This is a genomic window from Candidatus Absconditicoccus praedator (assembly GCF_021057185.1).
GTDB lineage: Bacteria > Patescibacteriota > Gracilibacteria > Absconditabacterales > Absconditicoccaceae > Absconditicoccus > Absconditicoccus praedator.
In genome coordinates, this window is the sequence record NZ_CP054059.1 from 259974 (window position 1) to 275642 (window position 15669).

Annotated in this window: 16 protein-coding genes; 1 reads left to right on the top strand and 15 read right to left on the bottom strand. The window is 25.3% G+C overall.

Annotation, left to right across the window (positions count from 1 at the left end; genetic code table 25):
- Positions 1-38: 38 nt before the first annotated feature.
- From HLG78_RS01200 to HLG78_RS01235, 8 genes are all read right to left on the bottom strand, one after another.
- A complete protein-coding gene (locus HLG78_RS01200; protein WP_231178844.1) occupies positions 39-848 on the bottom strand; it encodes a nucleotidyl transferase AbiEii/AbiGii toxin family protein in 810 nt (269 codons plus the stop codon).
- A complete protein-coding gene (locus HLG78_RS01205) occupies positions 842-1459 on the bottom strand; it encodes a type IV toxin-antitoxin system AbiEi family antitoxin domain-containing protein (protein ID WP_231178846.1) in 618 nt (205 codons plus the stop codon). Before HLG78_RS01205 ends, HLG78_RS01200 begins: the two co-directional genes overlap by 7 nt.
- A gap of 260 nt (positions 1460-1719) precedes the next feature.
- A complete protein-coding gene (locus tag HLG78_RS01210) occupies positions 1720-3072 on the bottom strand; it encodes an ATP-binding protein (RefSeq protein WP_231178848.1) in 1353 nt (450 codons plus the stop codon).
- Positions 3073-3220: 148 nt separating this feature from the next.
- Positions 3221-3940, bottom strand: a complete 720-nt coding sequence (locus HLG78_RS01215; protein ID WP_231178850.1) for a GTP-binding protein — start codon at positions 3938-3940, stop codon at positions 3221-3223.
- 61 nt (positions 3941-4001) lie between these two features.
- On the bottom strand, positions 4002-4379 hold the full coding sequence (locus HLG78_RS01220; RefSeq protein ID WP_231178851.1) for a glycosyltransferase family 4 protein: 378 nt from the start codon (positions 4377-4379) through the stop codon (positions 4002-4004).
- Between the two features lie 3 nt (positions 4380-4382).
- Positions 4383-5153 carry a hypothetical protein gene (locus tag HLG78_RS01225; protein WP_231178852.1) on the bottom strand — a complete coding sequence of 257 codons (771 nt, stop codon included), beginning with the start codon at positions 5151-5153 and terminating at the stop codon, positions 4383-4385.
- Positions 5144-6409, bottom strand: coding sequence for a nucleotide sugar dehydrogenase (locus HLG78_RS01230; protein WP_231178884.1), 1266 nt, complete (start codon positions 6407-6409; stop codon positions 5144-5146). Before HLG78_RS01230 ends, HLG78_RS01225 begins: the two co-directional genes overlap by 10 nt.
- Positions 6410-6435: 26 nt before the next feature.
- Positions 6436-7740 (bottom strand): glycosyltransferase, encoded by a 1305-nt coding sequence (locus tag HLG78_RS01235; protein WP_231178984.1) that lies wholly within the window; start codon positions 7738-7740, stop codon positions 6436-6438.
- Positions 7741-7898: 158 nt separating this feature from the next.
- Here HLG78_RS01235 and HLG78_RS01240 point away from each other — a divergent pair, with 158 nt between their 5' ends.
- Positions 7899-8504, top strand: a complete 606-nt coding sequence (locus HLG78_RS01240; protein WP_231179146.1) for a hypothetical protein — start codon at positions 7899-7901, stop codon at positions 8502-8504.
- Between the two features lie 10 nt (positions 8505-8514).
- Here HLG78_RS01240 and HLG78_RS01245 read toward each other — a convergent pair whose 3' ends face one another.
- The 7 genes from HLG78_RS01245 to HLG78_RS01275 form a co-directional block, all read right to left on the bottom strand.
- The gene (locus HLG78_RS01245) at positions 8515-9660 is read right to left on the bottom strand and encodes a glycosyltransferase (RefSeq protein WP_231179148.1); all 1146 of its coding nucleotides are present in this window, start codon (positions 9658-9660) and stop codon (positions 8515-8517) included.
- Between the two features lie 6 nt (positions 9661-9666).
- Positions 9667-10800 carry a glycosyltransferase gene (locus tag HLG78_RS01250; RefSeq protein WP_231179150.1) on the bottom strand — a complete coding sequence of 378 codons (1134 nt, stop codon included), beginning with the start codon at positions 10798-10800 and terminating at the stop codon, positions 9667-9669.
- A gap of 863 nt (positions 10801-11663) precedes the next feature.
- Complete coding sequence (locus tag HLG78_RS01255) at positions 11664-11894, bottom strand: PDDEXK nuclease domain-containing protein (RefSeq protein ID WP_231179152.1); 231 nt, start codon at positions 11892-11894, stop codon at positions 11664-11666.
- On the bottom strand, positions 11863-12426 hold the full coding sequence (locus tag HLG78_RS01260; RefSeq protein WP_231179154.1) for a DUF1016 N-terminal domain-containing protein: 564 nt from the start codon (positions 12424-12426) through the stop codon (positions 11863-11865). Before HLG78_RS01260 ends, HLG78_RS01255 begins: the two co-directional genes overlap by 32 nt.
- 33 nt (positions 12427-12459) lie before the next feature.
- Positions 12460-13170, bottom strand: a complete 711-nt coding sequence (locus HLG78_RS01265) for an NYN domain-containing protein (RefSeq protein WP_231179156.1) — start codon at positions 13168-13170, stop codon at positions 12460-12462.
- 378 nt (positions 13171-13548) lie between these two features.
- On the bottom strand, positions 13549-14364 hold the full coding sequence (locus HLG78_RS01270) for a glycosyltransferase family 2 protein (RefSeq protein WP_231179199.1): 816 nt from the start codon (positions 14362-14364) through the stop codon (positions 13549-13551).
- A gap of 5 nt (positions 14365-14369) precedes the next feature.
- Positions 14370-15587, bottom strand: a complete 1218-nt coding sequence (locus HLG78_RS01275; RefSeq protein ID WP_231179201.1) for an ATP-binding protein — start codon at positions 15585-15587, stop codon at positions 14370-14372.
- Positions 15588-15669 lie beyond the last annotated feature (82 nt).

A 15669-nucleotide genomic window follows, 5' to 3' on the forward strand; every position in this document is an offset into this window, starting at 1 on the left:
GAAGAGGTTTAGGAAAAAATAGTATAATTTCAATCAAACTACAAATTTGAAATATTTTCCAAAATATAATCTTTTCAGTTATCTTTCATAAAGTCAATTATAGACTTATCTTCTACAAAATTTTCTATATCAAGCACCACTTCGTCAAAATCAATATTTTTGATAGTATAGTCTAGTTTTTCTTTGAGATCTTGTTTACTTGAAATTCAATCTATACAGTCTATATTTGGCTCAAATCAATTTGACAAATACCAAAATAAATCATAGATATCTCTTCATTTCACAGTTATTTTATCAGTTCATATTTGCTTTTCCCAATTTCTATACAAAACAGCATTTATCTTGGTAGCAAAAAGTGATGCCTTATCCAAAGACTTTATCACCAAACTTTGATTTAGCTTAAAAATAGGATAAAGTTGTATATTATAGTTTTTACAAAAATCAAAATGATCAGATATTTCTATCTTAATATATAAATCCTTGGAATTCCCAAAGCTTAAATCAAAATCATTCAAAAAATCTTTGAAATTCAGAATTATTCTAAATTTTTGTATATTAGTATTTATTTGTATATTATGTGAGTGAAAAAATTTTTGTATATGCTCTGCCAGTCATTGATAATCCTCAAAATCCTGTCATATAAAATCTAGATCTTCACTAAGTCTATTGAGACCAAACAAAAATCTAGTAGATGTTCATCCATAAAATATCAGATTTTTTGCAGCTTCGTACTCATAAATTTGTTTGAGTATCAAAGTTTGTAAATATTCTTTGATGTATCATACTTTTATAATATCAGCTTTGATATGATAGTCTTCCAAATATAGTTTTATACTTTCTTTTATCATTTCAATTTTTTAATATATAAAAGAACTTTTTTTAGTTTTTTGCTTTCATATTTATCAACTATTTTTTCAAACTTTTCAAGATCAAGATTTTCTAAATTTAGTCTCAAGCTATCAAAATAATCAATATCCCAGACAATTCCTCTTTTGAAGTAAAACCAATCAAATAATGCCTTTTCCAAAGATGCTTTGTAAACCCAAAATCAATCTTTTCTGATAATTTCCCAATCTCCAAACAAATCTTTTTTGATAGATTTGTAAGTAAAATTTCACAAGCTATATTTAAAACTTGCTGTTTTTTTGGTACTAACACAAGTAATATTGTATACATTTTCTGTCAAAACTGAATTTTCAAAAAGCACATAATCCAAGCTGATATATGATGGAGTATACACAAGATTGCTAGCCACAAATTCAATAAAACTATTTAGTTTTCAACCAAAAGAAAATTCATTCAGTTTTTTGTCTGAAATATAAGTTCATTTAGCTATTCTATGAATCTTGCCAGATTTTAGCCAGTTATCTATATACACAGTAGCAGTCTTTTTATCTTTCAAGTAAAAAGAAAGTTGTGATAAGGTAAAATAAGGCAATTTTTCTATATCTTTATTCATTTTTTATTTCCAAAAACTAAAAATTATTATTAGTTTATAGAAATAATTTTGGAAGTCAAATAATTTTTTAAAAAATTAATAGTTTATCATTAAGTATTTTTAAATCCTGACTAGAAAATACTTTTAATTTTTCAAGATTTTTTTGAATATCTATATATTTCATTTCTTTAGGTAGTTAAAAAATACAACCAAAAGAATTGGAATCTTTTTGAGAAAAAAATCAAGTTTTTGTGAAAAGAGTTGAAGAGATTTAGAGAGGGTTAATATTTTCTTTCTCTCAAAACTTTTCCTACAAGATACAAAGGAATAGTCTCAAATCAATTCTTTTTTCAATAGTTTTGGGCTGTAAATTTGTAAGCATATTTTGGAGCATACCTTTGTACAAAAGAGTCCAAGCTTTTAGCTCTTCTTGATTTGACAGAAGATTTGCATTCTATTGGTATTATATATTCTCATATATTAACTACAAATTCTACTTCAGCTTTTCATCTTTGCCAAGTATACAAATTTTGATCAAAAATATTAAACAACTCACAAGCCACAAAATTTTCTACAATATATCATTTATAAGATCAAACTTCATCTGTAATATTCAATAAAGAAGTGATAGGGATATCAAGTTCAGTATTCAACAATCATATATCATGCATAAATAGCTTAAATTTATTTTTTTCAGCTTCTGCCTTTAAAGGCTGTTGAATATCTGATATCAAAAAACTTTGTATAGCAAGTCTTGCTTTTGTAAGCCAAGTAAGAGGCTCTTTGATAACATTATATCCTTTTTGATTGGGAATAATTCAGGTAAATTTAAATTTATCAGTTTCTTCATATTCAGTTTTTGATAGTTGAATAGGTATAGATTCAAAAACATTTAGTATATGATTGGAATTTACTGTTCATCAATGTTTTGCAAAATCAGATTTATAAGACTCCAAAAGATTTTTTTGTTTTTCTCTAATATTGTTTAATATTTGATTGAGTCTCAAGGATTTAGAATATTGTACATAATACAACACAACTTCAGGCATTCATCACACAGCAAGATACAGATAAAATTTATCCAATAGTTTTTTGTGAAAAAAATCATCAATTCTGTTCATATTATTAACATCAATTTTTTTGAAGAAATTATACAACTTTTCATCTACTGCCAAAAGAAACTCATCAAAAGACAAAGGAAACATAGACATATATTCTACCTTCCCAACCGGGAAAGATTCTTGATTTTTCATCAATCATAAGTAACTGCCTGCAGATATTATCTTGAGTTGTGGTTTCTCTTCTCAAAGAAATTTTAGAGAATTCACAGCTTTTGGACATTCTTGAATTTCATCCAAAAACAACAAATCATTTTCTAAGTCAATATCCTCATCCAAAAAAAATTCAATTTTTGTCAGAATTGAGTCACTGTCTTGATTTCCTTCAAATATATCAAAAGCATCTTTTTGTGACTGAAAATTTATTTTGTGTAATTTAATTCTATTATTTTTTGCAAACTGCTCTATAGCAAATGATTTTCCAACCTGTCTTGCTCATTTAAGAATCAAAGGTTTCCTGTCTTCTTTTTGAGTTCGTACATACAAATCTTGATAAATATTTCTTTTTAAATTCATTTAGGTATATTAAAATTACTAAAATCAAGAAAATTAACTACCATATTTTTCTTAAATTCAAGAAAAAATGTATATGTATTTTATTCAATATTGATAAAAAATCAAGTTTTTGTGAAAGAATTGGCAAGATTCAAAAAGAGCCAGAAAGTTAACTTCCCAGCTCTTTCTTATTTCCAGTAATTTCTAGGATATATTCAATATGTTTCATTACTTGCTTAGTTTTCTCTTCTATACTAGCATCTCCATCTACTTCTAGGTATGGTTTGTTAGTAAGTTCGCAGTATTTTTGGATAGTATATTTGTACTTAGGTCAAATTTTTTTTCTTTTTTCTACTCTTTTTTTTAACTCTTCTGCACTAAACTCTTTTTTATTTCTTTCTGATTTTCTTTTGATACACTCTTTGTGGTCAGATATCTCAAAATGAATTGGATATATATTTTTTTCTGAAGGCAAAAAATTTTTTATATATTCATCTAGTTTATTATCATCAATTTTAGAAGAAAACTGTCAAAAATACTTCAAATAATATTCATCAAAAACTAGATACTTAGATTTAATTTTTGCATTATCATACCTATAAATCATAAATACAAACATTTTGTAGTGTTTCCAAAATTTAGCTTTTGACTTGATCAACAAGGTTATAAAATTTAGATGTAAAGATGGATTTTTAATTAGAGAAAATATTATTGATACAAGCTTATTTATTTTACTTTTAGACAAAAAGTTAGTATCTATACTATTTGTTTTTATGTCAAAAACACAAAAATTATCATCAAAAAAATTATTTTTTATCAATTCATTCATAATTGTAGTTTTACCACTTCCAGAAAATCAAGTAAATTCTATTATTATTGGTTTTTGCATATTTTTATATTCACATAATTAAACTTACTTATTTCAAGTAATTTCTAGAATATATTTTATATTATTTCACATTATAATAGTTGTTTATTGTTTTACTAATTTTTTTTACTTGTTTTTCCAAAGATAACTCCTGTATATATTCAAGTGCATTTTGTTTCAAATCTTTATACAATTCAGGTTTTTCATAAAGCATATCAATATTTTTTGCTAGATCCTTCCAATCTAATTGTTTAAAAAGTAATCAATTATAATAATTATCTATAGTTCTATAAGTTCAACCTCAATCAGAACATATTGGAACTACTCCAACACTCATAGCTTCAAGTTGAGTTTTTCATTGTTTTTCTCCAAAACTTGGCATTATGAGTATATCATTTTGAGCAAGTTTTTCATAAAACAAATCTCTTTTGTATATTTTACCGTGAAATTTAATATTCAAATTTTAAGCTAATCTAAGATTTTCTTTTTTTGAAATACTATCTAATCAAATAATGTTTAATTCAACATTATTGTTTATATTATTCAATGCCTTTAGTAATATATTCAATCATTTTTGTTCTTTTTCTGAACCTACAAAAACTATTTTTTTGTTAATTTCTGATTTTATTAGAGATACATTTTTATTAAAATTAGAACAAGAAATAAATTCTATTTGATTAATATGATTTTTTTTATTAAAGATGATATCCGATGTATAAAAGATTAAATTGCCTTTAAATATTATTCTTGATATTAATTTATTGTAAATAAAGTAAAATGGAAATAGGAATAATTTTATTATTCTTTTATAAAAAGATCACAATCTCAAGAACTTATTTAATGGATCACTTTTAACCCATATCACTAATTTTGCATTTTTTAATAAAAGTCAAATAATTTTTCAAGGTCAATCTGGATAATGTATAAAATAAATATTATTTTTTTTATCTATATTACTTAATTTTGATTTATATTTATTAAAATTTTTAATAAAATCTATATTAGTTGTTCAATATTCAAAAAAGTTATAAAAAACTATATTATCACTTAATTCCTCAACACTATCTAAATTTAATTTATCTACAGTATATAAAACACAATATAGATTAATATTGTAATAATTAGACAACTCATTAAAAAACCAAGCTCTTTGTGTATAATATTTTCAGTTAAATTTATATACTTCAACTTTATGTATATATGTTAAATTACTTTTTACTTTATCTATCTTCATATTCATTTATAAGTTATTCAATTTTTTAAAAATAAATCTTTATTAAGAAAGTTTCTTCAATCTAATATAACTTTTCATCTTAATAACTCTATATTTTCTTCAATTTTTTTAAATATAGTATGATTAGTAGCAAATACTAAAGCTTCATTACTTTTAACTATATCTATATAATCTCAATTATAATAATCCGATATAAAAGGGTCATATATAGTCAAATCAGCACCAAGTTTTTCTAATCTACCCTTTACTTCTATTGAAGGACTTTCTCTCATATCTCAGATGTCTTTTTTGTAAGACATACCAAAAAGTGCTATTTTAGTTCATTTTATTGATTTCTCTTTTTCATTTAAGGAAAGTATTAGTTTTTCTATCAAATACTCTGGCATGGAATTATTAACTTCCCTTGCATTAACTAAAAACTTATGATCAAATCAAGCTTTTTTAGCTCTTTCTATAAGGTAATAAGGATCTACAGGAATACAGTGACCTCAAACTCAACATCATGGATAATGAGGCATAAAAGCAAATGGCTTATTAGATGCTCAATTAATTACATCTACAATATCTAGTCATAATTTATCAAAAGATTTTGCAAGTTCATTTACATAAGCAATATTTATATCACGAAAAGTATTTTCTATAATTTTAGTTGCTTCAGTATGCCTTATGCCCTTCATCTCATTAACTTCTGCATTTAAAAAACTTCTATAAAAATCAGCTATATCTTTTGTTCATTTTTTTGTAGAAGCCCCAACATTTCTTGGTATATTATATACACTCCATTTTTCGTCTCCAGGATTTATTCTTTCAGGACAATGTCATAACTCAAAATCTATTCAAATCTTTAATCATGAACTTTCTAATATAGGTTGTAAAATTTCTTCACAAACTCAGGGATTTATGGTAGATTCAACAACTATATTCATTCATTTGCTTATATAATTACTAAGCATATTACAAACTCACTCTAAGGGTCTTAAATCTGGATTTTTATCGTCTAACACAGGTGTAGGCACAGCTATTAAAACATACTTAGCTGATTTAAGTATTTCTTTATTTGTCGTTGCATTGATTTTAACTTTTCTAATATCTTTTTCTGCTTGCTTATCTTCTATTGGAGATATTTTATTATTAATCAAATTAATTTTTGATTCATCAATATCTAATCCATATACATCATACTTTTCTGTTCTAGCAATAGCACAAGCTAAAGGAAATCAGACATATCACATTCATATTACAACAATTTTATCCATATTGGTTTTTTAAATAAATAAATATTTTATAAAATACTTTCCCACTCATTTATGATTTTTCCTACATCAAAATCTTTTGCTCTTAATTTTGATTTTTCTTTATAATTTTCTCTCAACTCTTCATTATTATAAATCAATTCCATTGCTTCAGATAATTTTTCAGAATCATTTACAGGAACTAATATTCAAAATTCTTCTTTTGAAACATTTTGTATCTCATCAAAAATTTGAACATCTTTTCTCAAAACTTCTTTTGGTCATACTTGGCAATCTGTACTAATTACAGGCAAACCACAAGCCATTGCTTCTACCAAAACTCTACCCATTCATTCCCAGCTACTACTAAATACAAAACAATCACTATTTGCCAAAAATTTGTAAGGATTGTTGTACACTCCCAAGAAATAAATATCTGCTGATGAAGATAATGAGTTTTTTTGCTCTTCCACTTCCTCCTTTAGTGGTCAATCTCATAATATTACCAACTGAGAGTTTGGATTTTGCTGATGAAATTTATCAAAAGCTTCCATTAGCATTTTATGATTTTTTGCTCTTACAAATCTTCATATATTTATGAATGTAAACTTTCAATTATTGAATAATTCTTGATATTCTCAAAGATCTTCTTTTGATTGGTTTTGAATTTCTTGGATATCAAACATATTATAAATATTTGATATTTTCTCAGGCTTAATTCAATAATCTCTTATTAAATTTTGAGCTTCTTCTTTTGCTATTGTTGTAATATAGTCTGCTTTAGGAAATAACAATTTAATCATTTTCTTCTCATTTTTTGATTTGGAACTTTTAATATTACTTCTTACACTCAACATAATCCTAGAATTATTTCATAAAATTTTTGAAAAAACATTTGCAAAATTAGCTGCTTCAAGAAAAGATAAACTTGTATCAATCTTATGTTTTTTACAATATTTTTTGATTTGCCAAGCTCTTTTTATCATATATATCAAAGCTTGTATTGATGTAGTAGGTTTTTGATAATTCAAACAAATTTCTTTGGAAGTATGATGATATTTTTTTTCTCAATTGGTAAATGTTAGATACACAACATTATATCATTTTTTTTCTAATCAATTTCATAATATAGTAGCAGATTTTTCAGCTCATCATCATACCAACAAATTTTCTATAACTATTAATATATTTTTCTTCATTTCTCCCCAAAAAACTAAATCTAAGCCAAAACACTCCCAACAATTAACACCACTTATACTGATACAAACAACTTTTTCAATCCAAACTTCCCAAACCCCACAACTCAAAATCACAACCTTCCAAGCCTCACAATCCCCTACCAAATCCCAAACCATTTCCGTCGTATGTAATACTATCCGATATATTTACATACAGCGAATGTAATAATATCGTATATATTTACATAACACAAAAATAGCTTGCCTTGTATTAGCCAACTGTGTATAATATATACAAGCCAATATCCATCATTTTAGACCCTAAAATCAAAATTTTGGATAGCAGAATACAAAAACTCCAACAAAGAGCCCAAAATCTACTCAGCTTCCTATCTGCAGAAGCCCAGAAAAACCCCAAAACCAAACAAAAAATCAACAATTTTATGCCAAACCTAGACCAACAACTTTGGGCGATGCACGATGAAATTTTTGAGTTTGAACAAAAAAAGGTACCTACCACCAAACTTAGACAAAAAAACAAAAAACAACACCGGAAAGATTTGATTGATTTTGTCAGATGAACAAGATATTTTTATTGCTTTTATTATAGGACCAACCAACCACCCAAATGGATGAGCTTCAACCCCAGGAGCAAAAAACCAGCACTAGAATTTCTCAAAACTTTCTTTCAAAAACTTCAACAAGAAACATCCTCAGACTTCCAAGACAAAATAGACCAACTTTCTTTTGTATCTATCCAACAAGCCAAAGATATTTTTGACCAATGGCAAGAAATAACCCTGCTAGAACAAAACACCTGATACGGAGAAACAATCAGAACTATTTATAACTTTTTGGAATATATCAAAGCCTGACTATTTTTCCTATGATACACCCATTTTGAAATCAAAAGCATAGAAAGAAAAGATGAGTTTGACTAAATAAGTATTTTTACAAAATCTTCTCCCATTTGCTTATAATTTTTTCAACATCAAAATCTTTTGCCCTTATTTGTGATTTTCTAGAATAATCTTTTCTTAGTTCTTCATTATTATATATCAATTCCATTGCTTCAGATAATTTTTCAGAATTATTTACAGGCACCAATATTCAATATTCTTCTTGAAAAACATCTTCCACTTCATCAAAATTTTGAATATCTTTTTTCATTATCTCTTTGGCTCAGGTAGGATGATCTGTAGTTATTATAGGCAATCCACAAGCCATAGACTCTACCAACACCCTACTCATTCACTCCCAGCTACTACTACTTATATACACATCACTATTTGCCAAAAATTTGTAAGGATTATCATGAATTCATAGGAAATGAATATCTGCTGATGAAGATAATGAGTTTTTTTGCTCTTCCAGTTCCTCCTTTAGTGGTCAATCTCATAATATTACCAATTGAGAGTTAGGATGTTGCTGATGGAATTTGTCAAAAGCTTCCAGTAGCATTTTTTGATTTTTTTGTTTGTGAAATCTTCATATATTTATAAAAGTAAACTTTCAATTATTGAATAATTCTTGATATTCTCAAAGATATTCTTTAGATTTGTTTTGAATATCTTGGATATCAAACATATTGTAAATATTTGATATTTTTTCAGGTTTGATTCAATAATTTTGGATAAGATTTTGAGTTTCTTCTTTAACTATGGTAGTGATATAGTCTGCTTTGGGATATAAAAGTTTTAATAAAGTTTTATACAATTTTGAATTACTAGTATCTATATTGTTTCTAACACTTAATACAATTTTTGATTTATTAAAAAATAATTTACTTACAACATTTGGTAAATTTCATGTTTCCAGAAAAGATAAGCTAGTATCTATATTATTTTTCTTACAATACTTTCTTATCTGCCAGGCTCTTTTGAAAAGCTTGAAAAATTGAACAAAAATACTAAAAGATAATTTCTCATCCAAACATATTTCATCTCATTTGAAATTATACTTTTCTTTTGCTTCATAAAAAGTAAGATATTTAATATTATATCATTTTTCATAAAGTCAATTTCACACCATTGTTGCAGATTTTTCAGCACCTCATCAAACCTCCAAACTGTATATAACAATAAGAATATTTTTCATAAAACACTAAATTTTATTTATTAAATCATCCCACTGTTTACTAATTTTTTCTATGGTAATATTTTCTACTTGCTTAGATATATCAAAAGTTGGATTGTTTTCAAACATATATCTTGTAGCATCAGCAAAAGCCTGCTTGTTTCACATTTCAACCAGTACTCAATAATCAGCAATACGGTATCATTCTACAAGATTAGGTTCATAAACCTCATTAGCCAACAATTCACTTGGTCCACTAGGACAATTTACAGATACTATTTTGATTCAGGAAATAAATGCCTCAGTCAAAGCCCTAGGGAATCACTCATGAGTAGATCCAAAAACAAAAACATCACTATGATAAATGTACTTCAAAGGATTTGATTTTACTCACAACAGTTTTATTTTATCCTCTAGTCACTTGGATTTGATATAATCAATAATTTGACTCTTCAAAGGTCCATCTCACAAGATAAGCCATTGTAAATTTTCTTTTTCTTTTAGTAAAGTTTCCAAACTATCTATCAAGAAAAAATAATTCTTTTGTTCTGATAACCTTCATACTGTTATTAGATTAGTTTTGTTTCCCAAAAGTTGCTTATCTTCTGATGATAATTCTTCTTTTTTTTGTTTGTTTATAAAATCTATATCAAAAGGGTTATAAATTGATTGTATATTTTGTAGACCAAACCTTTTTTTCATATTTTCAGTTATATATTGAGAAACTCATACCACAAAATCAGCATTTTTATGAAAACCTTGAATATATTTATAAACAGGATGATTCTCCAAATAATTTCTAACTACTGTTATAAGTTTAATATTTTTACTAAAATACTTTTTAGTATTTAGTCATACAAGATTAGCATCTTCTGCATTTGTAATTACAAGATCATAATTTTTTGATTTTATTTGTTTATTTAGTAATTTGGGATATTTCACAAAAAATCTATAAAATTTGGTTAATAAATTATTTGAGTACTTATCAGCAAAACTAATTCTATTTAAATCCCAAATATCATATTCATTATCAAAATCATAAAAAGTAAGCAAATCTACATCATATCACATATCAAATAATGATTTTGCTAATGTTCTTGAAGAATTCTCAGCTCATCATCATTCCCCTATATTTGAAACTACAAAAAGAACCTTTTTCATCTATGAAATTTTTCCAAAACTAAAATTTACTGCACTTTATACTCAAAAACTGATTTTTATCAATTTATTTTTTTAATATTAGATTATTATTCTATAAACTTTTTATCTGTAGACATCTTATCTTGGTCATACTTTATCTATATAGACTTATTTTTTTCTTCAAAATCTAATTTATTGTCTAAACTAATGCTGTCAAAAATTTACTTGCACTTATAACTCTAATTCAGGATTTTTCTATATCAATATTCTTGTCTCAAAATATTACTTGAAAACAGTTATCTACTCAAAGCTTGTTTTTATAATAAACTAATGTTTAGAAATTTCTTTTGAAAAAGTTGTTTTACCAACCTGTCTTGGTCAACCTATAAAAACCATTTTATTTTGCAAAACCTCAAGTATATATTTGTTCAGATATCTCATATTTTTAACTAAACTACTAAATTTTCTAGAATTATTTGTTATAATATCCAAAATTTTCTATATTTCAAGTATTTTTATAGTTTTAAATAATTTTTTACCCTGTGAAATAAGATTTAAAAACATTTCACAGAGTGAACCATATTTTCTATTGTAAACTTTTAAACTACTTCTTTGTTTACACTCAAAGTCTTAGTAAAATCAATTTTATTATCCAAAAATTTAATTATTTTCATCAGAAAAAAATCATTGTCCATCAGGACCTCTATGAGCTATCAAATCACCTAATTTTTGAGCAAGATTTTCATCCTTCCAATTAAATCAAAATACTCCGCACATATTTTATATAATATTATAAACTTCTAAATAATTTTTTATCATAATTCAATTTGTTTTGATATGAGAGTAAATTCTTTTAGTTTGTAGGTTTTTAATATCTTAAATTATTAAAAATCCTTCAAAAAATCTCTTATTTTTTCTACATCTGGTAAGTTTCTTTGCAAATCCTCTGATAAATTTTCAAACACATACTCTCATACTGCTAATGGATTTGTTTGTCACTTCAAAGCATATTCTGCAATTTCTTTGTCTTTTGTTTTACAAATCAAAAGTCATATAGTATCATTATCATCTTTCTGTTTAATTTTATCATCAACTATATTTATATAAAAATTCAACTTCCCAGCATATTCTGGCTTGAATTCTCATATTTTTATTCTCTGATAAAACTCTTTCAAACTCTTGGGATTCTATTTTATTTTGTAGTACTCTCTTACTAAGGTGCATTTTGTTTGCAAGTTTTAGATAGTATTCAATTTGAAACTCATCTTTACACTTCTCAAGTATGATAATATTGTTTGACCAAGAAATTTCTTGCACCAGTGGTGCAAGTTTTTTATTTTCTGAATAAAACTCAAAAAATTTAATCATCCTCCATAAATTATCTTTTGAAAATCATTGAATTCAAGGAAATTCTTTTTTCAAATCAGAACTTAAATTCTCTACCACACTTTTTCACCATCAAGAATTATTTATTTTCTCACTTAGCTTTTTTCAAATCTCCCAATAAAGATTGATAAGTTCTTTATTAACAGACCTTAAGGCATTATTTCTTGATTGCTGTATCTTATCTTTAAGTTCTATAAAGAAATTTTTGTATTCAGTTTTTTTGTATTCAGTTTTTTTGTATTCAGTTTTTTTGATATCCATAGTTTTTATATAATTTTATAAACTTTTAAATAATTATCTCCATCCATCAGGAATGCAAACTGTTTCCTTAGAAGATATTTGTATTTGATAAGGCATTATAGCATTTTTTATATCTTCTCATCTTATAATTTCACATTTATCACAAAATTTTTTTATAGCTTTTCATTTAGCTCAAGGAATATTTATATTCACAAACCTTTTATTTTTTCAATATTTTTTGGCTGTTTTGATTGCAGGTATAATATCACTATCTCAAGAAATAATGATTGCGACATCAAACTTATCATTAAAAAAGTCTTCTACTATTTTCACTGCTATATTTACATCAGTTTGCTTTTCTTCATATGTTTGATACTTCAAAAGTTCTGGTTTTAATTTATCTTTGAGTCAAAAAGGCACTTTATTGATAATTGAATTATATAACAACTCCAATATAGGCATATCTTTTTGGTATGTCCTGGTGATTTTTGAAAAATTTCATAAAATAATCTTATTTCCAAAATAACTTAATGCTTTCACATATTTTTTGTGCCTATCAAGCTTTGCCTGATTTCGTTTTGAATAAGCAGTAAAATAAAAAACATTTTGTAATTTCTCGGCTTCTGGATCTATAAATTTTTTTGATAACTCTCTAAAATTACACCATTTAAAAAAATTTTCCCATTTTGAATTTGGATCATTTATCTTTTTTTCCAATCCATGATAAAAATTAAACCCATCTACATAAACATTTACTCTTTTCATGTTCTTTTTTTAAACATAAAAAAACCACAAGTAAGGGCATTACTTGTGGGTGGATGGGCAAGTCACAAGACTTCCTCATCTCGGGCATATTCATATATTAATTATTTTTTCTGAAAAATCAAATAAAAATGAATTTTTTTTGATAAAACTTTTATAATTTGAATTTCAAAACATATTAGTTATGTTATTTGCAATAAAGTGATTTATCTTATATACAAAAAACTAAAAAAATCAATTTTACTTCATATAAAATCTTTTTTTCAAAAAGTAATACCACTCATATATTCAAACCTTAACTCAATTTTTCATATTTATACATTATTTCTGTAAAGCCAAGAAATATTATAATTATAGTTTATGTAAAACCAATAAATAAGATTAACTTTTGTACTCCAAGTTTTTGAACAACCAAAGCACAAAACTATTTGGCAAAAGCATAAGGACCCTCAAAGCTATATGATAAAAAAATGATGAAATATCAAAATATTTTATTTTGAATAAATATTTGCTCTGAACTTTGATAGTATTTTTGAGAGTAAGTTTTAAGTGCTTTGACTTCCCCTGTCACTCAAAAACCCTATAATTTAGCAAGTTTTCTTGGATATTAGCTATCTTGTACCCAGCATCAAAAAACCTAAACCACAACTCATAATCCTGACATCTTTCAAATTCTTCGTTGTAATATCATACTTTTTCCAAATCTTTTTTCCTAATCATCACTACAGGCTGAGCTAAGGGCGATTTTTTGAGTATTGTTTTGCTTACTTGCTCATGATTGGACGGATATTTTCTTTGACCAATTTTTTGACCATTTTCATCTATGATGGTAATATTTGATCACACTATACTATACTCATTATTTTCTTCTAGGAAATCAAATTGCTTTTGGAGTCTATCAGGCTCAGCAATATCATCAGAATCTATTATTGCTATATATTTACTTTCTGGAGAAACTTTTGAAAATAGTTTATTCCTTGTTTTTACTACTCATATATTTTCAGGATTTTGAATAAGTTTGATTCTGCTATCCTGATTAGCATAACTTTGAAGTATCTGAAAAGTTCAATCATTACTATAGTCATCTATTATTACAAACTCAAAATCTTTGAAAGTTTGATTTAGTATACTTTCTATTGTTTCTGAAATATATTTCTCAGTATTGTATACAGGCATTATCACTGATATTTTTGGCATGGTCTTTATAAATTATTTAAAAAATCAATAAAGTCTACTATTTCTACATCATCAAACTGAAAATCTCATTTCTTATCAAAATAAACAAGTATATTTTTTCAATCTTGTTTCAAAAGAGTATCTACTTCCCTTTGGATATTTTCTTCGCTTAATTCGTAACATACTTGTATATTTGTATTGACATCCGGCAAATAAAAATCTATTTCATTTTGATCTTCTTTATAAAAAATTTTATTATACTTTCTTTTTAGATTTAGATAAATAAGATTCTCAAAATTTTGTCAAAGATTATCTGCATATCAAAACAAATTTCAAAATCAAAAATTATATAGGTATGTATTTGAGGTTTTTTTATAAAAATTACCTATATCTTCAACAAAAAATATATTTTTTAGGTATTCATAATAATTATAAATAGTGTTTTTTCATATTTTAACTCATTGAGATTGTAGATCATTATAAATTTTGATAAGATTTAGTCTCTTGGTGTTTGAAAGTATTATTCTTTTTATAAGATATCTGATAGCTTTTTCATTTTCTATACTATATCTTTCAGTTAGATCTTTATAAAACAATATATCAAAATATGTTTTTAAAACTTCTGTTTTTATCATAGAGTTTTTTGAAATAACAAGCTCAGGGAAGTTTCAATATTTTAATACATCATTAAAAATTGATTTTATATATCACCTTGAAGAAGAAGAATATTTTTTTTCTTTTTTGATATCTTTAAAATTTAGTATCTCATCAAAATCAAGAGGATTTATAAAATATTCATACACTCTTCCCCTAAATTCAGTCACCAACTCACTTGATAATAATCTTGAATTTGAACCTGATATAAAGATTTGATATCATTGAGTATACAATTGTAACACTAATTTTTGAAAATTTTCTATATCTTGAACCTCATCAAAGACAAGTAAAGGTTTTTTATTGTTTCATAAAGAATAATAGCTATTAATTATGTCTTCAGGATTTATTTCATCTCATTTAAATACAGAAAAATCTATAAAAACTATCTGCTCTATTGAGTACAATCATTTATCTATAAGTTCTTTTATAAACTGAAACATAAGATAGGTTTTTCAAACTCTCCTAGGTCATATAAAAGATACTATTTTATCTAATTCCAAAATCTCTTCATTAAAACTGTAGTTTCTTTTTTTGATCTCAAGATTTTTTAGCCTTTCTTGATTGTCTTTTATGATTTGAGAAAACATTTTGTTATTTATGAGTAAGTAATTAAGTATAATTTTGTTCTTTGCCTATAAAGAATATAACTATTTTATAGCAAAATTCAAG